This is a genomic window from Vibrio olivae, assembly GCF_042428525.1.
In the GTDB taxonomy this organism is placed as follows: Bacteria; Pseudomonadota; Gammaproteobacteria; order Enterobacterales; family Vibrionaceae; genus Vibrio; species Vibrio olivae.
In genome coordinates this window covers 145878-164616 of the sequence record NZ_JBHMEP010000006.1, presented here as the reverse complement: position 1 = coordinate 164616, position 18739 = coordinate 145878, and the positions used below count along the sequence as shown (strand labels likewise).

Here is an 18739-nt window from a genome sequence, read left to right as displayed (position 1 = left end):
GTTTTCATACCCACATTTAAATAGAAATTAGACGCGAATGCAAACAATTATCATTTAGTGGCAATAAAATAGCGTGAATTGTTGAATTTTTAGTCACTTGGTTGCGTTTTGACTGTAAGTCACTAAATCGTAAATAAAATTAAACTAAGATTTTAGAAGCACTGTATAACAACAAAAAAGCAAGGAGGCCGTGATGGCGATAGAAAGGCTTGAAGCAAAGCAGCTGTATCACGCCGCTGTACTTGAAAAGTTGACCAGTAAATCAACTAAGGAATTGGCGCCGATTGACGAAATTGTCGGTCAGGAAAGAGCGCAAAAGGCGGTTGAGTTTGCGATGTCAATTCGTGAGAAGGGATACAACATCTACGCAATTGGCCAAAATGGCCTAGGCAAGCGGACGATGATTTTACGTTACTTGAACCGCCACAAACATGATACTGATGCACTGTTTGATTGGTGTTATGTGGCGAATTTTGAAGATATTCGAACCCCTAAAGTATTAAAGTTGCCCGTCGGTGTGGGCAATAAATTACGCCAAGATATAGAAAAGCTCATGACCAAACTGCTGCAGGCACTGCCGTTAGCGTTTGATAATGAAATGTACTTCACTCGCGCGGAAAAGCTGAAAAATCAGTTAGCGCAAAAGCAAGAAGCCGAACTGGAAAACATCAGCCATGAAGCGAAAGAGCAAGGTGTAAGTTTAACGATCACCACTCAGGGAGATTATCAGTTTGTGGCAATGAATGGTGAGGAGCTGCACACCGAAGAAACCTTTGATGCACTGAGCAAAAAGGAGCAGGAAGCATTCAGTGACACCATCGATAAGCTTGAAATTCAGCTTCGTACTATGGTCCGCCAGTTGACCGAATGGGAAGAGTCATACAGTGAAAAAATTAAAAAGCTGAATGATGAAGTGACACTGGATGTTATTACCCACTTTATCAAGCAGCTCAAAATTGATTACGGCGAATTTCCAGAAATTAAGCATTATCTAACCGATTTGCAGAAAGACATCGTAGAAAACGCCGACATCTTTCTAGAACAGAGCAATGAGCAGGCCGAAATCGCCACGGCTTCATTGGATAAAAAGCTACCGCGACGCTACAAAGTGAACGTGCTGGTGGCGCGCCAATCTGATGAATTTCCTATCGTGGTCGAGGAGAATCCGAACTACCACTCATTGTTTGGGTATATTGAAACCGCCACCTTTAAAGGCACGGTATTTACCGACTTTTCTCTGATCCGTGCAGGCAGTTTACATAAAGCCAATGGTGGGGTGCTGCTCATGGACGCACAAAAAGTACTTGAGCAACCTTATGTTTGGGATGGGCTCAAACGAGCACTGCGTTCGCGGCAAATGAGTTTTACCTCGCTGGAAAAAGAAGTGACGCTGACGGGAGCTGTGTCTCTCGATCCCGAACCGATTCCGTTAGATGTAAAAATCATTCTGTTTGGGGACTACCGTACTTATCAGCTGCTTCAGCATTATGATCCTGAGTTTCGTGAATTGTTTAGAGTCACCGCTGACTTTGAAGATGAAATGACGCGTAACGACGACGCGGAGCTGCAATACGCGCGTTTTATCTCCAGTGTTGTCCATGACAGCAATATGCTGCATTGTGACCGCAAAGCCATTGCTCGTGTGATTGAACACAGCTGTCGATTGGCGGGCGACCAAAACAAATTATCGCTGCATTCTGCCCATATTGCTAACTTACTGCGCGAATCTAACTACGTTGCCAAACAAGCGAACTCGAATATGATTCGAGCTAGCCACGTTGAAGAAGCGCTTAGTAATCAAGAAATGCGAGTCAATCGCTTACGTGACAGTGTCATGGAAGGCTTTGTGAATGGCACGACATTACTGCGAACCTCAGGTACAGCCGTAGGGCAGGTCAACGCTTTATCGGTGCTAAGTACCAGTGAATATATGTTTGGCGCGCCAAATCGTATTACGGCTACGGCTTGTTATGGTGACGGAGATGTGATTGATATTGAGCGCAGTGTCGATTTAGGTGGCAGTATTCACTCTAAAGGTGTGATGATTTTAACCGCTTACCTCTCGTCGGTGTTTGGCAAAACAGCGCGTGTACCTCTCACAACGACCATTACTTTTGAGCAATCCTATGGCGGCGTTGATGGTGATAGCGCGAGTATGGCAGAGTTCTGCGCGGTGGTCTCAGCGTTTTCAAAGGTGCCTAACCGTCAGGATATTGCTATCACCGGATCAATGAACCAGTTTGGAGAATCTCAGCCGATAGGTGGCGTCAACGAGAAGATCGAAGGCTTTTTTGATGTGTGTATGATTAAAGGGCGCAGTAACGATCAAGGAGTGATCATTCCACGTTCAAATCAACATAACTTAATGCTGCGGCCTGATATCGTCAAAGCCGTAGAACGTGGCGAGTTCAATATCTGGGCGATTGACCACGTAACAGAAGCCATCGAGATATTTACAGGCAAGCCGGCTGGCAGTGCAACTGAAGAAGGAAGTTACCCGATAGAGACCATTTTTGGTATTGCTCAGGCAAAACTCAATGCGCTGAAAAAGTAAGTGCACAAGCAAATAAAAAAGCCGACGTTGATGTCGGCTTTTTTGTGGTCATTTTTCTATCGATAAAATGTCGCCGATGCTCAGCTCGAGACCTAGTTGGCGATGTTCATCGTCAGATTAAGATCCAGCGAGAGTTTTGCCAGTTTATTTTTGAGGACTTGGCGTGCTCGGTCTAAGTGTTTTACATCAAGCTGCGCACTGCTGCTGTGAATATCAACCCTGACTCTCAGTTCTTGTCCAACCTTAGTCACACCTGCCAGTTTGAACATCGATGGTGATTGCGGATTAAGCGCTTTGATTTCGCTGCCGACCAATTGGCAGATCTCTTTACTAGGCCGCATCATTAACAGTTCACGTACGGCGCCTCGAAGCATATCGAAAGGCACTTTAATAAAGTAAAATGACATTAAAATCATCATCATCGGGTCAGCATAGATGGCGTAGTCTGCCCAAGGCGTTAACGTCATCGCCCATGCTGAAACGAAACCTGCGGTAACCGCGACACTTAACAACGTATCCATCTTCCATTGCTTTGCCTCTGCATCAATTAAACCAGAAGAAAAACGTTTAGAGCTCTTTGCAATTTTCCACCAAGCATAAGCACAACCTATCACGTTAACGAGACCGAAAATGGTTGCGATAGAAGGGTCGACTTCGCGACCGCCCGAAAACATCGCCGCTACCGCTGAATACAGAGAATAACTGACGATAGACAGGATTACGGTGGCTTTGATCATGATGACCAGCGGCTCTAACACCGCTTTGCCATATTGAAATTCGCCACGTGAGGGTTTACGCATGTAACTTGAAACGGCGAGTGACAATAATGTTAACAGCAAGCTTACTAAGGAATAAACGCCATCAAACACAATAACCAGAGAGCCGACGAATAAACCGAGTAACAAACCACCGCCGGCAAAGCCTGATGCTAAAAGGGCTGAAATGGTTAACACACGTTTTTCGTTTAAGCTTGTCCTGGCACACATAAAATCATCTCACTCAATTCGATAAGCGTATTGTTCTGCTAAATCGCATTTTTGACAATCGCTATATCCAGCAATGAAACAAGGGAATGAAATGCATGTTTTAATATTATTTAAAAACAATCAGTTAGAACTTTTGTTGGTGACAATGTTTTTGACGGTGAGTGTTTTTTGTTCGTCATCTTACTGAAATATCGTTAGAAATCGAAGAGATATTCGTTCAATTGATCAGCAAGCCATGTCATTCCGGGGTGTTCGGTCATACCGGCGGCGGTTAACATACAGAAGTCTTCTTGGGTAAGGCCGTAGGTGTGCTTAATCACCGCTAGCTCCTGCTTACGGAGATAGTGACGAATCAGTGGTTCTGGAAGCACGCCCCAGGCGTCTTCGGTCAAAATGGTATTGAGAATATAATCAAAGCTAGAGAAGCCGATATGCGTTAGCGAAAGCGGCTGTAATTCTGGGTTATCTTTTTCGTTCAGATACACCATCACCGCCTGCATAGAATTTCTCAGTTCCTCATCAGACACTCGGCTCATCTTGGTTAAACGATGACCACTTTTACACACCGACATCATGCGAATTTTCCCCAGCGGCTGGTAAGTGATCATTGGGTTATCAAGACGTTCATAATCAACCCCAAATGCAAAATCAACCTGTTGGGTACTGACTAAATTGGATAAGTCGCCACTCGAGGCGAGTACGATGTTAAAAGAGGTCGCAGGGAATTTGTGGTTCAACGTATGTGAAAGTTCTTGCCACAGTTCATCGGGTAGTGAGTCATCGCGAGCTATCCACAACTCGGCGTTAAATTCTCCCGTGACTTGTAAGCAAGTTTGCCTAATTCGAGCCGCGGTGGTGAGCATATTTTGGCAATCTTTATATATTGCTTTGCCTGCTTCTGATAACGCGAGATGATTACCACTACGAATAAACAGCGAAATCTCCAGCTCTTTTTCCAGCGCTTTGATCGCCATGCTAAGCTTAGTTCTATTGCAATCAAGTTGCCGTGCGGCCTCGGAGACAGAACCGAGATCGGCAATCAAACAAAAAGCTTCTATTTGCGAGATATTCATTGCGTTATCATTGCTCTCAATGGTGGACCATTCGCGGGGTTTCTAAGTCAATAGTAAACCGATGACCTCGCGATATTAATGGGTAATTTTAACCAAATTATCGGCGGATGTCCGTTTTAACTCATTTAAGACTATGAACTTGCTTTAGTTTTAGTTTACTCTTGTGAGGTACCTGCCAGATGTATGAAGTAATAGGGAGATCATATGGCAATGAATTGGGATGATTATGCGGAAGATTGGGAAGCAAGCCCTGCGACCGTTGATTTCACAACCAAGGCATTTGAATCACTGACAGCGATTCTGGACCTTTCAGGTAAGCGTATGTTGGATTTTGGCTGTGGCACCGGTTTGCTTTGTCAAAAGATGTCACCGCTGGCAAAAGATATTGTGGCACTTGATGGCTCTGAAGCCATGATTGAGCAACTTGATGACAAAGAGCTCAGTAATGTCGAGCCAGTCGTTGATATGTTGTCACGAGGATTAGTCGCGATTCACCCCGCATTTCGTGGTCAGTTTGATATCATCACAGCGTCCTCTGTGTGTGGTTATTTAAGTAATTATGCTGATATCGCCGATGTCATTTATTCATTAATTGAAGAGGGTGGCTACTTTATTCAGTGGGATTGGCATAGTGATGATCCCAATGCGGAAGAAGGAATGGCACCATCACGCGCAGAGCAAGTCTTAACCAGCGTTGGGTTTACGGAGGTCAAGGTCTCTATACCTTTTGCTGTTGATGCTGGGTTTGGCCCTCATCAAGTCGTGATGTGCGTGGCGAAAAAGTAGCAAGCATCGTGATGGCTTAAAACGAAAAAACTCCCGTATTAAAGGGAGTTTTTGTTTTTTGCCGCTGAGAAGTTTGTTGGTTGGGCAGAAATGGCTTGGTCATTAAGATGAGATTATACTCAGGATCTCATCCAAAACTTGGGGGTTGGCCAGTGCATGATGATGCGTCACATCTTGGCCATTGAGCGCTTGTCTGACCGCAATTTCCATTAACTTACCTGAGCGTGTCTTTGGTGTGTCACTGATCGGATAGATCGCTTGTGGAACATGCCTTGGTGAGCAGTGGGTTTTGAGCCTCAGTCGAATATCGGCTTTGAGATTTTCATCTAGTTGGAATTCTGGTTTGAGCTGGACAAACAAAGCAATTACTTCATGGCCGTTTTTGTAATGTGAGACGGCAATGGAATCTTGCACTTCACGCATAATGTTGACTTGGCGATAAATTTCGGCAGTACCAATTCTTACTCCCGCAACATTTAACTGCGCGTCACTACGTCCATAAAACACCATACCGCCGCGTTCTGTCATGATGACATCATCACCTTGGCGCCATGCGTTATTAAACGTGGCCCAATAGGTGTTGTGATAACGTTCTCCGTCGTCATGCCAAAACCCAATCGGTTGATTGGGAAAGCTATTAAGACATACTAGCTCACCGCGCTCGCCAATCACGCTTTCTGCTTTGTCATTCAATACCGCAACGTCCATTCCCAGCGCTGGGACTTGGCACTCTCCACGATAAACTGGAGATATCGGGCTACCAATGACAAAGCAGCCACAGATGTCAGTGCCACCAGAGATTGAGGCAAGGTGGATATCCGCGTGAATATTGGCATACACGTAGTCAAATTGTTCTGGGTAGAGTACTGAGCCTGTAGAACACAAGGTACGTAGTTGGGTGAGCTTAAAATACTCACTGGGCGAAAATGGGGCATTTTGAAGTGCTTCGAGATATTTTGCTGAAGTACCAAACAGGGTAACGCCAGCTTCATCCGCTAACTCCCATAGCGCACTTGGCATCGGCATCATCGGATGACCGTCGTAGATGACTAAAGTCGCGCCACTCGCTAATGCGGAAACTTGCCAGTTCCACATCATCCAGCCACACGTCGTGTAATAAAAAACGCGGTCTTTAGGCTGAATATCGCAGTGCAATTGATGTTCTTTTAAGTGATTGAGTATCGTGCCACCGACTGAATGCGTGATGCATTTAGGTTTGCCGGTTGTTCCTGATGAATACAAAACAAATAACGGGTCGTTAAAACCAATACGTTGATATTCGACCCCGCGCGCCAAGTAGCCCGCTTGGACGGACTCCCAATCAGAAAAGTTTTCATTGCTGAATACGCTGCTTTGTCCGGTTTGTAGATAATCAACTTGGCAGGTATTGACCAAGCTGGGCAGCGCTTCAACCAGCTGAGTATTTTTGTTCTCCATTGGGAAAACTTGGCCATTAAACGTATAGCCGTTGCAGCAAAACAGTATCTTTGGCTGAACTTGGCTAAAGCGCTCTACCACGCTGTCGATGCCAAAGTCGGGGGAGGTGGATGTCCAGATAGCGCCGAGGCTGGTTGCAGCGAGCATCGCGATGATGGTTTCAGGAATATGAGGCATGTAACCTGCAACAACATCACCACGTTCGACTCCGTTTTGCTTTAGCCATTGTTGAACAATAGAGACTTGATCACATAACGATTGCCAAGTGACTTTTCGAGTTTGGCCTCGTTCATTTTTGAACCAGATTGCGAGGCCGTCTGGGTCTTGAAACGCGTAGGAAAGTAGGTTTTCCGCATAATTGAGTTTAGCCTGGGGAAACCAGATCGTGTCACGACTGGATTGAAATTTTTCCCATTTAGCAATGCCTTCACCAAAGATGCAGTTCCCTTGATAACCAATAACATCGCAAACTTGCCAAACCTCCAGCCAAAACTGCTTACTGTTTGCGACCGACCAAGCATGAAGTGACGCGTAATCCGTTAAGATTTCGCCTTGCATATTGATGTGTTGAATAAACTGAGTCATGTTTGCGTGTTGAATACGCTTGTCACTTGGCTGCCAAAGTAAATTTGAGTTCGGCATGGTGTTATCCGTCCTTAACCGTTGTTGACATAAGTGTTGGTCGCTAATTGAGCAAAGTCAAACTGAGCAATAAAAACAGGAGTCTGATAATTAAGCAAAAAATGATTAGTTGTAAAAATATTGTTACATGATTTTGCGGCTAGGAATGGCGGTCAGATTGGCACCTGAAGCGCAATGACTTAGGCTGTTATTAGGTGGCGTATTGTCGGAGGCGGTGATGTCTAATTATCAATCAAAGCCAATAGCACCGGATGGCACTATCGATTGGAGCCCGCAAGAGCATAAAACATGGCATGACCTTGTTGAGCGGCAGCAAAAGGTACTGGGCAACCGTGCATGCCAAGCTTATCTCGACGGGCTTGCCATGTTAGATTTGCCGAGCAAACGTATTCCGAAGCTCAGTGATATAAACCATGTAATACAACGAGAGACAGGGTGGCGTCTTGCTCCTGTTCCAGCGTTAATCAGTTTTGATCGCTTTTTTGAGCTGCTCGCCCAAAAACAGTTTCCCGTTGCGACTTTTCTTCGCCGCCGAGAAGAGTTTGACTACCTTCAAGAACCCGATTTTTTCCACGAAGTCTTTGGTCACTGTGCGATGTTGACGCATCCTGACTTCGCGAAATTCACTCAAGTTTACGGACAACTGGGCCGACAGGTGGATCATCAAACGCGCGTTTTTTTAGCTCGGCTTTATTGGTTTACCGTCGAGTTTGGCTTAGTCAGAGAGCATGGCAAGCTGCGAATCTATGGGGGAGGCATTTTGTCCTCACCGGGGGAAACGTGTTATGCCTTGGAAAGCAATCAACCACAGCGGATTCCGTTTGATATACACACCGTGTTACGAACGCCTTATCGCATCGATATCATGCAACCAATCTATTTTGTGCTTAACGACATTAGTGCGCTATTTCGTCTCAGTCAGCGCGATTTGCTCCACGATGTACAACAAGCCATGGCGGCAGGCTTACTACCGCCGCTTTTTGAACCTAAGGAAGTAAATAATGCTTGAAAAAATGCAGTGTGAAGCGTGTGAAAAGGGAGCTCGCGCCTTAGAGCTTGAGGAGCAGCAGACGTTGCTTGCTCAGCTAACGGGGTGGCAACGGATACAGCGTGACAATATCGCCCAGCTTGAGAAATGTTATTCATTCAAAAATTTTAAACTCGCTTGGGCGTTTGCTAATCAGGTTGCAGAGCTTGCGGAGCAAGAGTTTCATCACCCAACCATCGCAGCGGAGTGGGGAAAAGTGACCGTCACCTGGTGGAGTCATTCTATCAAGGGGTTGCATCGCAATGATTTTATCTGCGCCGCGAAATGCGATGCGCTGCTCCAGTAATTCCTGTTCAAGGTTAGCTCAGAGCCACTATCCCCTCCAGGTGGCTTTGAGCGCCTTTTTTATTACTTCTCGCTTTGCTTTTGACTGGAAATGAGCGCTTGGCGCTCGTGTTGATAGTTCTGAGCGAGCGTTTTCAGTTTGCGGGTGAGTAGATTTAATTGCTCGAGCAGCTTGGTGTTATCCTTGATATAGGTTTGGCTGGAAAGTACATTGACGTTCAGTTCTGCGGCCTTGCAGGATGCCATCATCGTTTGCCAACGCTGAGTTAATTGTTCTACTGGAGTAGATTGGTTTTCCAAGAGTGTTATTTCTTGAGTAAGCAATTGATGGATTTGGGTTGAGATTTCAATCTGCTGCTGCATTTTATGGTGTAAATCCGGCTTATTCGGTGCCCAAAACGAGCGTAATTGCTGCTTGGTGAACTGTTTATGTAAAAACACCTGTTGCTGATAGATGTGTAAAAACTGGTTAAATGCTTCAGCGTGCTGGTTATACCAAGAATCCAATCTTTTTTGTTCTATCAAGAGTTGATTCCAATCGTGTTCCACGCATTGTTGCCCCTGTACAGACAGAGGTAAAGTTATGAGTAAGCTCGCCGTTAACCTAGTAATCAATCGTCGCCATTTCATGATATTTCATGGTGTTGGGTGGTCTAGAATAAGTATAGATATTTCACTGAGAGTATTATGAAAAAGATCGTCATGCTGGTGTTATTTTTGCTCGGAGTTGGAGGCGCAGGGGCCGGCTATTATTTGTTTGTGATGAAACCGGAACGAGAAGCGCTTGAAGCGGCAAACCTAGCCGAACTTGAGCGGTTAAAGCCTAAAATACAGCCACAAGAGCCCAAAGTAGAACAGGCTGATCCAGAGCCTGAACCGATTACTGATTACTATGTGAATCCAGCCAAATTAGCGGTGCGGACGTCGCCGAGTGAGCAAGGTTTTATTGAAAGCTTTGTCTATCGCGGAGACAAGTTACATATCCTTGAAAAACAGCAAGGTTGGGGGCGGGTAACGCCATACTACGTATATGAAGAAGGGGGAGAGGAGGTCGCTGAGTGGGTGAAAATGGATCAGTTGCTTGAAGTCGCCCCGACCATAACTCGCGAAGAGAGGCTTGAGGCTGTCAGCCAATACGTAGAAAAATCAGATGATTTTAAAGACTTTTTCGACATATTTACTAAGACTGCCGATCAGTTACTCAAAGAGGGTACTTGTACGCCAGAAGACTTTGATGAGCTCGGCGGTTGGGTTCGCTCAAATCGATTCGAGGGTCGCGATGTGTATTTCGTTTACTGCGGAGGCTTAAAGCAAGAAGACAAAATTTATTTGGACGTACAAACCGGAGAACTTTCCTACCCATAGTTTTGGCTGACGATTCGGGTTTTAGAAGTTTTTAGTTGTAGGCATGTAGTTACGTGACTATCATGCTTGCTGAAGTATCTTTTGTTGTTATGTGAATGGGCTTTCGATTTATTCAATATTTGTGGTTTACGCTACTTGCTATGGTTCTGCCTTCGCAAGCCTTGGCGTACCTAACACTCAATGAATCGGAGCCATCGAGCCGTTTGTTGGTGTCTCGCGGCATGGCGACCACTGAAAGTCATATTGACCGGCTCGAGAGCGCTTCTTCATCGGTCGAATTTGAAACCGTAGCAAGTGCGCAGCAACGGCTGATTCGCAGCACTTGGAAACAAAACCCACGTATCGACATCGATAATGGGCTCTCAGACTCCCTTCATTTCTTTGCGCCTTTCGGGGCTTTTTCAGTGGATCACCGTGTTGAATGTAACACGTGTTGGTTTCATCAAACGCACGCGAATTCTCATCGTCTCTCTTCTTGGAAGGAGACTAATGCGTTTTATGTGGCACTCAACAGCCAATATTAAACACCGACCTCAACGTTTCTTAACTCGCTAGCGAGTTGCTATTTTAATTGTTTTACTCGGCTTAATTTGAGCTGAGAGGTTGTGTTTATGAAAAAATCCTCAAGATCCAAGCGTTCACCTCGAAGGCTTATGAATCACTACGCTTCATGGAAATACGCGGTGTTAATTGTCACCGTAATTGTTTTAACCTTAAGTGCTCTACCCACTTGGTTTGGAGAGCAGCCTTCTATTCAAATTTCTGCATCGGCGCATCGGCCAAACGAGCTAAGCAGCGTTGCTACGATCGACCGTTATTTAAAGCGGCACCACATCGACGCGGATAAGATTACCCAAAGCGGCGAGCAATTTACCTTAGTTTTTCGCGATGAAGATACGCAAACTCAAGCGCGGAAGGTGCTGAACGAACTTCTGGGAGAGAGCAACTCTATCTCGTTTTCTTATGTCTCGGTGGCTCCTTCGTGGCTTAACCAACTTGGCTTTAATCCGATCAAACTGGGTTTAGATTTACGCGGTGGCGTACAATTTTTGCTGAATGTGGACGTAGATAAAGCGTTCGCTGAGCAGCGTGATGCACTCGCTGATGAGCTTCGAACCCGTGCCCGTGAAGAGCATTGGCCGCCGCTAACCATTCAATCGCTAGATAAAAACCAATTAATGGTTTCAAGCCAAGATACACAGACGCTCACTCAATTGACATCATTGATTCATAATCAGTATCCAGATTGGCAGATTCAACAAACGCATGCTCAATGGGTGATTTCTCCGATTGATAAAGCCAAAAATGATTTTCAAACGCAAACCATAGCGCAAAACTTGAAGATCATACGCGGGCGGATCGAAGAACTTGGTATTACTGAAGCGCTGGTTCAACGTCAAGGTGAGCATGGTATTCGTATAGAGTTACCTGGCGTGCAAGATCCATCAGAAGCCAAAAATGTCATCGGAGCAACCGCGAGCTTGGCATTTTATGCCGTCAAAGAGCCAGCCAAAGCTCGAACGACAGATTCCATGGTACTAAAAGATAACGATGGCAAAGATGTCGTGATTGATAAGCATCCGGTGATCTCTGGTGAACATATCGTCAATGCGCGCGCTGGTGTCGATAAAATGGGCTTTTCCGAGGTGAATATCTCACTTGATCATGTTGGCGGTAAACGGATGAGTGAGTTCTCAGCTAAGCACATTGGTCAAGCGATGGCGACGGTCTATCGTGAATATACTCGTGATGCCAAAGGCGAAACTCAGCGTAGTGAGCGTGTGCTTAGTGTCGCGACGATTCAGTCTCAGCTTGCAAGTCAATTTCGTATTACCGGTGCAGGTTCTATTGATGAAGCTCAGCAATTAGCGCTACTTTTACGCGCAGGCTCGCTAACCGCGCCAGTCACCATCGTGGAAGAGCGCACTATTGGCGCGTCATTAGGCGCTGAAAATATTCACAATGGATTTGCTGCCTTAGCGTTAGGTCTAGGATTAACACTGACGTTTATGGCGCTTTGGTATCGTCGCCTGGGTTGGGTCGCCAATGCGGCGTTAATTATTAATATGGTTTGTTTGTTAGGGTTAATTGGCTTATTACCTGGCGCTGTGCTGACGCTACCGGGGATTGCTGGTTTGGTGCTAACCGTCGGTATGGCGGTAGACACCAATGTTTTAATTTTTGAGCGGATAAAAGACAAAATGCATGAAGGACGAAGCTTTGCTCAAGCTATTGATGCTGGCTTTCAAAGTGCCTTTAGTACCATTCTTGATGCCAATATTACGACCATGATTACGGCGGTCATTTTATTTTCTGTTGGCAATGGACCGATTCAAGGTTTTGCTCTGACTCTCGGACTCGGGCTACTAACCAGCATGTTTAGTGGTGTATTTGCTTCAAGAGCCATCATAAATCTCATTTGGGGACGTGATTCCCGCCATCAAGTAAGGGTGTAATCATGATTAACTTTTGCAAACGTTATATCCGTCAAATTCGTTATATCACCAGCGCTATTTCGCTGGTTCTGATGGTGTTTTCTCTGGTGATGCTCATGACTCGAGGCCTTAATATGGGGCTCGATTTTACTGGGGGAAGAGTCACTGAGGTTCAGGTCGAGCAGCAAATTACTCGCAATGAGTTATTAAACGCGCTCAAACCGCATCTCGGGGAATTAGCTACGGCAACTCACTCCGACGAGCAAGGTCGTTGGGTCATTCGTTATGCTGGCGATCCGCGAAATGATGAGGTCAACTTTGAACAGTGGTTATCTTCGATTTCACACCAAGTTACTGTGGTAAGTGATAGCTTAGTAGGGGCTCAAGTTGGGCAGGAACTTGTGGATGAAGGTGGAATGGCACTGCTCGTTTCGGTGTTGTGTATCCTTGGCTATTTGTGTTTTCGATTTGAGTGGCGTTTGGCAAGTGGTTCATTAATGGCGTTGCTTCACGATGTGGTCTTAGTACTTGGTTTTTTTGCAATGAGTCAGATGGAGTTCAATTTGACGGTATTTGCTGCGTTGTTAGCCATACTTGGTTACTCACTGAACGACTCGATTATTGTCTCTGACCGTATTAGAGAGTTGCTGGTGGCGAAAAAAGACTCGTCAACCGCCGACATTAATGACCAAGCGATTCTAGGGACCTTTTCTCGTACCATGGTGACTTCAGGTACCACGCTTATCACGATTGCGGCGTTGTGGTTAATGGGCGGCCATGCTCTGCAAGGCTTTTCAACGGCAATGTTTATTGGTGTGTTGACTGGAACCTGGTCATCGATTTCTATCGGCACTGTATTACCTGAGTGGTTTAAACTCCGTTCTAGGCATTATCAGCCCGTAGAAATTGACGCTGCGCCTTAAATAAAAAAAGCTCCGTAAGGAGCTTTTTTTATGGAAATTTCCCTTGATTTTAAAAACTGGAAATTAGCTGGTTAGCCCATTTTTACGGGCATTTACATTGTAAATTTTGATTCCCTAATCTGCCAGGCGAGTAAGGGAAGTAACTCGGTCAGATTCTTTGCTATATCGAAATTGGCTTTCAGCGTTCAATAAAACGCTAAGACAAGGTGACACGCGAAGATACTTTAACCGCCTATTTACAGGGTTTGAGCTGAAGTCGTATTAAGTTATAGAGAAAGAACCTTTTCGACCAGTTTTTCAATCCCGCTGGCAGCTTCACTAATCGACTGCGCTAACATGTATGCTGGCGTGGTTACGACTTGATTCGCTTGGTCAAAGACAATATCGTCAACCGGGCAATTTACATGCTCTCCACCTAAAGCATTAAAAGCGGCGGCGGTGTCTGGGTCTTGACCTATGGTGCCTTTTACGCCTTGAGGGTAAACCATGGGCATTAGTACTGGCGCGATACACATATATCCTGCTGGCTTCCTTTGCTCAGCAAAGGCCCGACAAGCCGAGGCAACATGCGCATTGATGCTGCATTGGGCGCCGTTGAAGGCGAAATCCGTAAGATTCTTGGCTGCGCCAAAGCCGCCAGGGACGAGTAACGCATCAAACTCTTCCACATTTAAACTTGCTACGTCGGCAACTTGGCCACGTGTTATTCGTGCTGATTCAATCAGAACATTGCGAGTTTGATCTAATGTTTCACCTGAGGTGTGGTCCAATACTTGGGACTGCTCAATATCCGGTGCAAAACAGTGCCAAGTGCCACCATTTTTCTCTATTGCATGGAGCGTTAAAACGGCCTCATGAATTTCGGTACCGTCAAAAACGCCACAGCCGCTGAGTATAACCGCTACTTTTTTCATCCTATGCTCCTTTTATATCGCGATGCCACTAAGCATAGTGACAATTGAATGGGGAAGGTGAGACAACCTAGTTTGTTTGGTCCCATTTTGGTGTGTCTGTGCCAAGCTTGTCTTCTATGAAATCAATAAATGTTCTGACTTTCAATGGCATGTGTTTACGTTCTGGAAAAACGGCATAAATCGCATGTAACGGGAGCTGGTATTGGTTCATGACTGATACCAGTTTACCGGCGCTGATATCTTTCGCGACAATGAAGGTGGGCATTTGTGCAATGCCTAAGCCATCGAGTAGCGCTCGGCGTATTGCCTCACTGTTATTGACTGCAAAATTTCCTTTTGGCGTGACTTTGTGCTGATGAGTTCCATCGGAAAAAGTCCATTCTTGGCCGCCTCGAAAATAGGTATAACGCAGACAGTTATGAGCAACTAAATCGCTTGGCTTTTGAGGTTCACCATAGCGCTGCAGATATTCTGGAGACGCGCAAAGTACACTCTTGCATGGAGAGATGCGCTTAGCGATCAAATTGGAACTTTCCAATTCACCTATACGAATAGCGAGGTCATAGCCACCTTGTACCAAATCAACTACTTTGTCTTCGAGATGCAAATCGATGTCGACATTCGGGTAGCGCTGGATAAATTCATTGATAAGCGGTGCAATATAAACCACACCAAATGACATCGGCGCTGTTAAGGTGAGCACTCCTTGCGGAGAGCCCTGCAATTCGGTGACCGAATCCAGTCCTTGCTGCGCGAAATGTACAGCTTGGCTGGCGTAATCGAAATACCGCTTGCCCGCATGAGTGAGGCTCAAAGTACGAGTGGTACGATTTAACAATCGTGTACCAAGCTCATCTTCTAGCTGATTAATCCGCTTACTGACAGCAGATTTGGTTATTTTAAGCTGCTGTGCCGCGAGCGAAAAGCTACCGCATTCGACGACTCGAACAAAAACGGGAAGCGAGGAGAAATGATGCATATTCAGACCTTGTCAACCAAATGGACACAATGTATTTCAATTTCTAATGATTATCTTCTTATGGTAGACAATATACAATGTTCAACAAGAATTAGAAGGACAACACAATGAAATACGACTGGATACTGTTTGATGCCGATGACACGCTTTTTCATTTCGATGCTTTTCAAGGGATGCAACTGATGTTTGAGCGTAAAGGGGTGACGTTTAGCGAACAAGATTACTTAAATTATCAATCAGTTAACAAACCATTGTGGGTAGATTATCAAAATGGTGAGATTAGCGCAGAACAGCTAAAACACATCCGCTTTCAATCGTGGGCCGACAAATTGGGCACAACGACTCAGGAGCTAAATCGCGCTTTTTTACAAGCGATGGCTGATATTTGTGCGCCGCTTCCCGGAGCAAAAGACTTAATTGAAGCTTTAGCGGGTAAAGTTCGGCTAGGAATAATTACTAATGGCTTTACCGAGTTACAGAGAGTAAGACTTGAGCGTACGGGGATGGCGGAATATTTTGAATTAGTGACGATTTCTGAACAGGTTGGTGTGGCAAAGCCGGATCCAATGATCTTTGCCCATACTTACCAACAAATGGGGGAGCCGGAAAAGCATCGAGTATTAATGGTCGGTGACAATCCACATTCTGATATTGTTGGCGGATTAAACTTTGGCCTAGAGACTTGTTGGTTAAACATGGCAGGGCATCCTCAAATTGAAGGGATCGCGCCGCAATATACCGTTGATTCATTGCACCAGCTAAAGCAGATTTTATTGGCCTAAGGCGTGTAAATCCCCTTCAAGGATAACGACATCGTGATAATTTGATAGAATTAACATTTATGAAAGTATTATAAAGCGGCCTAGCTATTGGTTGGTTTTATATTTAAGTTCAATATGTTAAAACGGTTTCGGTCTTTTTATATTGTGTATGCTCATGAAACGCTATTTGCTTTGGGGCGTTGTAGCGCTGGTTATCGGCATGACCTGGGGATTGTTGCATTGGAAGCAAGTTTCGTCAGGTCTTGAATTGGTGACTTGTCATCCTAACTCGTCCAACATAAATACACCGATTCACTTTTTTGTGACGGACGATGTGTTGGATGTAATGAGTCAATCCCAAGTTCGTGAAAGTATTCAGCGGCGTATCGACATGTCGAACACCATATTAACCAACTCTTGTATTCCCCTTCATCGTGAAGTGAAAACCATCACCTACGTTGACTTCAGTGACGAGTATTTGTTTGATTTTGGTTCAGTACACTTTGCGCTAGAGCGTGCTGTTGGAACCCAAACAATCGGTAAAATACGTCAAACCATCAACGAGTTTTATGCAGTCTTACTTGGTCCTGATAATACGATTTTTGATAGCCAATGGTTAGGAACGTCAGAAATGACCCCTGACGGGCGTTTCATTGCTCTCGCTTATAACGCGCCAGATTATACACTTGAGCATGAACTAGGCCATCTAGCCGGTGCGGATCATGATGAGCTGACGATTGAAGAGCAAGCGCTTTATGGCTTTGAGCAAATCGTGCCGTTATGGGACCAAAAACAGTTAAAGCCTTATGCAAGGGCTGCGTTGTGTGGTGACGCAGGAACGGTGATGAGTTATCACCAGAACATCCTACCGATATACTCTCAGCCAAATATTCGCTATCAAGGTCAAAATTGTGGTGATGCACATCGCGCCAATAATTCGCGAGTGTTAACGGAGTTTAGTCAACGATTACAACGAGAATTCACACTAGGGCATTGGGTCCCTGCTCAGATAGCCCCACTTTAGATGTACCTTCACCAATAAATGTGATCTGGTTAACAATTTAATGCCGGTCTATTGTCTAGTATTTGTTCAAAAAATGCTCAGTCCAAATGGGCAGGGGTAAGAATACCTATATTTCAATTTCAACGTAAGGCTATCGGACAGCTTTGAGGTTCAATCATGGATATGATCGGAACAATCAGTGAGTGGAATGCTGAGAAAGGGTACGGATTTATTACGTTAAGTGGTCAATCGAAACGCATTTTTTTCCAGCTATCAGATGTGTCAAACCGAGAACATCTACCTAAGGTCGATGAGTACGTTCGCTTCGAATTGACCAAGGATGTTTATGGTACGGTTCGCGCTACCCATGTTCAAAGGCCAGCGACCTTTAACTTTTCAGTCGCTTTGGCGGTTTGGTTTACCACCGTTCTCTGCTCGAGTGTTTACTTGTTTGACTATTCGGTCATTGCCTGTGTTTTTTATTTTCTGGTCAGCTCGATTACTTACGCCGTCTACGCTTTTGATAAGAGTGCAGAACAAGCCGGGAGTTGGCGAGTTCCGACGTTCACTCTGTATCTTTTGGCTTTGATCGGAGGATGGCCAGGAGCATTGCTGGCACAGTCGTTTCTTTATCACCGTTATCATGATGACACCTTCAAATTCATTTTTTGGTTAATGACCATCATCAATTTTTCAACTTATTGCTGGACGTTAACGGAGCAAGGTCATGAGCAGATGTATTTGCTGCTAGGTGAGTTATTGGCGCTGACAGCTTAACTTTCTTGTTAGTGGGACATTTTATTTTCTGGGAACACACCTGGGTGTGGTTTATCGCGTTTATTGTTATGGTGAATACAGGTTTTACAACAGTGGATAAACTAGAATGTCAGATATTAAGTGCTTGGAAAGTAAAGTCGTTTATCAAAATAAGTGGATGACGGTTCGTGAGGATGCCATTGAGCGAGCAAGTGGTGCCCGTGGTATTTACGGTGTGGTCGATAAACCGGATTGTGTGGCGATCATTGCGGTTTCTAATGGCATGATTCATCTTGTAGAACAATATCGATATACCATTCAGCAGCGCTGCTGGGAAATTCCTCAGGGTTCTTGGGAGTCAACCCCTGACGCAGATCCTGTGGAATTGGCGAAGGGCGAATTGAGAGAAGAAACGGGGCTTATCGCTGGTGAAATGACTTACCTTGGACCACAGTTTATTGCTTACGGGTTCTTGAACCAAACCTGTCATATGTTTTTTGCAACTGACCTATCTCATGTCGGAAACCAGTTAGATAATGAAGAGGAAGATTTGATTACGCACTCGTTTTCGCTTGAAAGCTTTGAATCGATGATTCTAAATGGCGAGATCAAAGATACATTGACCATCTCGGCGTATGGCATGGCAAAATTAAAAGGTTTGCTATAAGTCGCCACCTATTTCACCCGTGTTGAAAGATTTCATTAGTCATCAGAAAGTTTGAATTGCTGTGCGGCGTTGTCCGTTTACACAGGATGGAGATACATTCGCGTTTTAATTTACGTTATGATTTA

18 protein-coding genes are annotated in these 18739 nt (G+C 45.0%); 12 read left to right on the top strand and 6 right to left on the bottom strand.

Annotated elements, in window-relative coordinates:
* Positions 1–193 precede the first annotated feature (193 nt).
* On the top strand, positions 194–2554 hold the full coding sequence (locus tag ACFFUV_RS17050) for a Lon protease family protein (protein WP_390195022.1): 2361 nt from the start codon (positions 194–196) through the stop codon (positions 2552–2554).
* Between the two features lie 92 nt (positions 2555–2646).
* Here the strand turns inward: ACFFUV_RS17050 and ACFFUV_RS17045 are convergent, their stop codons facing one another.
* The gene (locus ACFFUV_RS17045) at positions 2647–3540 is read right to left on the bottom strand and encodes a cation efflux transmembrane domain-containing protein (RefSeq protein WP_390195020.1); all 894 of its coding nucleotides are present in this window, start codon (positions 3538–3540) and stop codon (positions 2647–2649) included.
* A gap of 194 nt (positions 3541–3734) precedes the next feature.
* Positions 3735–4613, bottom strand: coding sequence for a LysR family transcriptional regulator (locus ACFFUV_RS17040; RefSeq protein ID WP_390195017.1), 879 nt, complete (start codon positions 4611–4613; stop codon positions 3735–3737).
* A 204-nt stretch (positions 4614–4817) separates the two neighbouring features.
* Here ACFFUV_RS17040 and ACFFUV_RS17035 point away from each other — a divergent pair, with 204 nt between their 5' ends.
* Positions 4818–5399, top strand: coding sequence for a class I SAM-dependent DNA methyltransferase (locus ACFFUV_RS17035; RefSeq protein WP_390195015.1), 582 nt, complete (start codon positions 4818–4820; stop codon positions 5397–5399).
* A 102-nt stretch (positions 5400–5501) separates the two neighbouring features.
* Here the strand turns inward: ACFFUV_RS17035 and ACFFUV_RS17030 are convergent, their stop codons facing one another.
* Positions 5502–7478: an acetoacetate--CoA ligase gene (locus ACFFUV_RS17030; RefSeq protein WP_390195013.1), complete on the bottom strand. Its 1977-nt coding sequence runs from the start codon at positions 7476–7478 to the stop codon at positions 5502–5504.
* Between the two features lie 217 nt (positions 7479–7695).
* Between ACFFUV_RS17030 and phhA the strand changes: the two genes are divergently transcribed.
* Complete coding sequence (phhA, locus tag ACFFUV_RS17025; RefSeq protein ID WP_390195011.1) at positions 7696–8487, top strand: phenylalanine 4-monooxygenase; 792 nt, start codon at positions 7696–7698, stop codon at positions 8485–8487.
* Positions 8480–8812, top strand: coding sequence for a 4a-hydroxytetrahydrobiopterin dehydratase (locus ACFFUV_RS17020; RefSeq protein WP_390195009.1), 333 nt, complete (start codon positions 8480–8482; stop codon positions 8810–8812). The genes phhA and ACFFUV_RS17020 overlap by 8 nt, the downstream gene beginning before the upstream one ends.
* Positions 8813–8874: 62 nt before the next feature.
* On the opposite strand, the gene ACFFUV_RS17015 is transcribed toward ACFFUV_RS17020, so the two are convergent.
* Positions 8875–9336 (bottom strand): hypothetical protein, encoded by a 462-nt coding sequence (locus ACFFUV_RS17015; protein ID WP_390195007.1) that lies wholly within the window; start codon positions 9334–9336, stop codon positions 8875–8877.
* 162 nt (positions 9337–9498) lie between these two features.
* Between ACFFUV_RS17015 and ACFFUV_RS17010 the strand changes: the two genes are divergently transcribed.
* The 4 genes from ACFFUV_RS17010 to secF all read left to right on the top strand — a co-directional run bounded on the left by ACFFUV_RS17010 (position 9499) and on the right by secF (position 13534).
* On the top strand, positions 9499–10176 hold the full coding sequence (locus tag ACFFUV_RS17010; protein ID WP_390195005.1) for an SH3 domain-containing protein: 678 nt from the start codon (positions 9499–9501) through the stop codon (positions 10174–10176).
* A gap of 95 nt (positions 10177–10271) precedes the next feature.
* Complete coding sequence (locus ACFFUV_RS17005) at positions 10272–10700, top strand: hypothetical protein (protein WP_390195003.1); 429 nt, start codon at positions 10272–10274, stop codon at positions 10698–10700.
* 87 nt (positions 10701–10787) lie between these two features.
* Positions 10788–12632, top strand: a complete 1845-nt coding sequence (gene secD, locus ACFFUV_RS17000; RefSeq protein ID WP_390195001.1) for a protein translocase subunit SecD — start codon at positions 10788–10790, stop codon at positions 12630–12632.
* A 2-nt stretch (positions 12633–12634) separates the two neighbouring features.
* On the top strand, positions 12635–13534 hold the full coding sequence (gene secF / locus ACFFUV_RS16995; RefSeq protein WP_390194999.1) for a protein translocase subunit SecF: 900 nt from the start codon (positions 12635–12637) through the stop codon (positions 13532–13534).
* 266 nt (positions 13535–13800) lie between these two features.
* Here the strand turns inward: secF and elbB are convergent, their stop codons facing one another.
* Both elbB and ACFFUV_RS16985 read right to left on the bottom strand, forming a co-directional pair.
* Positions 13801–14448, bottom strand: a complete 648-nt coding sequence (elbB, locus tag ACFFUV_RS16990; protein WP_390194997.1) for an isoprenoid biosynthesis glyoxalase ElbB — start codon at positions 14446–14448, stop codon at positions 13801–13803.
* 67 nt (positions 14449–14515) lie between these two features.
* Positions 14516–15427 (bottom strand): LysR family transcriptional regulator, encoded by a 912-nt coding sequence (locus ACFFUV_RS16985; RefSeq protein ID WP_390194995.1) that lies wholly within the window; start codon positions 15425–15427, stop codon positions 14516–14518.
* 107 nt (positions 15428–15534) lie between these two features.
* On the opposite strand from ACFFUV_RS16985, the gene yjjG reads away from it, so the two are divergent.
* From yjjG to ACFFUV_RS16965, 4 genes are all read left to right on the top strand, one after another.
* Complete coding sequence (yjjG, locus tag ACFFUV_RS16980) at positions 15535–16209, top strand: pyrimidine 5'-nucleotidase (RefSeq protein ID WP_390194993.1); 675 nt, start codon at positions 15535–15537, stop codon at positions 16207–16209.
* A gap of 154 nt (positions 16210–16363) precedes the next feature.
* Positions 16364–17212 carry a zinc metalloprotease gene (locus tag ACFFUV_RS16975; RefSeq protein ID WP_390194991.1) on the top strand — a complete coding sequence of 283 codons (849 nt, stop codon included), beginning with the start codon at positions 16364–16366 and terminating at the stop codon, positions 17210–17212.
* Positions 17213–17368: 156 nt separating this feature from the next.
* Positions 17369–17968, top strand: a complete 600-nt coding sequence (locus ACFFUV_RS16970) for a DUF1294 domain-containing protein (protein ID WP_390194989.1) — start codon at positions 17369–17371, stop codon at positions 17966–17968.
* Positions 17969–18074: 106 nt separating this feature from the next.
* Positions 18075–18614 carry an NUDIX domain-containing protein gene (locus ACFFUV_RS16965; protein ID WP_390194987.1) on the top strand — a complete coding sequence of 180 codons (540 nt, stop codon included), beginning with the start codon at positions 18075–18077 and terminating at the stop codon, positions 18612–18614.
* Positions 18615–18739: the final 125 nt, after the last annotated feature.

Bases quoted from the DNA above. Each gene is read 5' to 3' on its own strand.
- ACFFUV_RS17050 (WP_390195022.1), top strand. From the start codon at position 194: ATGGCGATAGAAAGGCTTGAAGCAAAGCAGCTGTATCACGCCGCTGTA.
- ACFFUV_RS17045 (WP_390195020.1), bottom strand. From the start codon at position 3,540: ATGTGTGCCAGGACAAGCTTAAACGAAAAACGTGTGTTAACCATTTCA.
- ACFFUV_RS17040 (WP_390195017.1), bottom strand. From the start codon at position 4,613: ATGAATATCTCGCAAATAGAAGCTTTTTGTTTGATTGCCGATCTCGGT.
- ACFFUV_RS17035 (WP_390195015.1), top strand. From the start codon at position 4,818: ATGGCAATGAATTGGGATGATTATGCGGAAGATTGGGAAGCAAGCCCT.
- ACFFUV_RS17030 (WP_390195013.1), bottom strand. From the start codon at position 7,478: ATGCCGAACTCAAATTTACTTTGGCAGCCAAGTGACAAGCGTATTCAA.
- phhA (WP_390195011.1), top strand. From the start codon at position 7,696: ATGTCTAATTATCAATCAAAGCCAATAGCACCGGATGGCACTATCGAT.
- ACFFUV_RS17020 (WP_390195009.1), top strand. From the start codon at position 8,480: ATGCTTGAAAAAATGCAGTGTGAAGCGTGTGAAAAGGGAGCTCGCGCC.
- ACFFUV_RS17010 (WP_390195005.1), top strand. From the start codon at position 9,499: ATGAAAAAGATCGTCATGCTGGTGTTATTTTTGCTCGGAGTTGGAGGC.
- ACFFUV_RS17005 (WP_390195003.1), top strand. From the start codon at position 10,272: ATGGGCTTTCGATTTATTCAATATTTGTGGTTTACGCTACTTGCTATG.
- secD (WP_390195001.1), top strand. From the start codon at position 10,788: ATGAAAAAATCCTCAAGATCCAAGCGTTCACCTCGAAGGCTTATGAAT.
- secF (WP_390194999.1), top strand. From the start codon at position 12,635: ATGATTAACTTTTGCAAACGTTATATCCGTCAAATTCGTTATATCACC.
- elbB (WP_390194997.1), bottom strand. From the start codon at position 14,448: ATGAAAAAAGTAGCGGTTATACTCAGCGGCTGTGGCGTTTTTGACGGT.
- ACFFUV_RS16985 (WP_390194995.1), bottom strand. From the start codon at position 15,427: ATGCATCATTTCTCCTCGCTTCCCGTTTTTGTTCGAGTCGTCGAATGC.
- yjjG (WP_390194993.1), top strand. From the start codon at position 15,535: ATGAAATACGACTGGATACTGTTTGATGCCGATGACACGCTTTTTCAT.
- ACFFUV_RS16975 (WP_390194991.1), top strand. From the start codon at position 16,364: ATGAAACGCTATTTGCTTTGGGGCGTTGTAGCGCTGGTTATCGGCATG.
- ACFFUV_RS16970 (WP_390194989.1), top strand. From the start codon at position 17,369: ATGGATATGATCGGAACAATCAGTGAGTGGAATGCTGAGAAAGGGTAC.
- ACFFUV_RS16965 (WP_390194987.1), top strand. From the start codon at position 18,075: ATGTCAGATATTAAGTGCTTGGAAAGTAAAGTCGTTTATCAAAATAAG.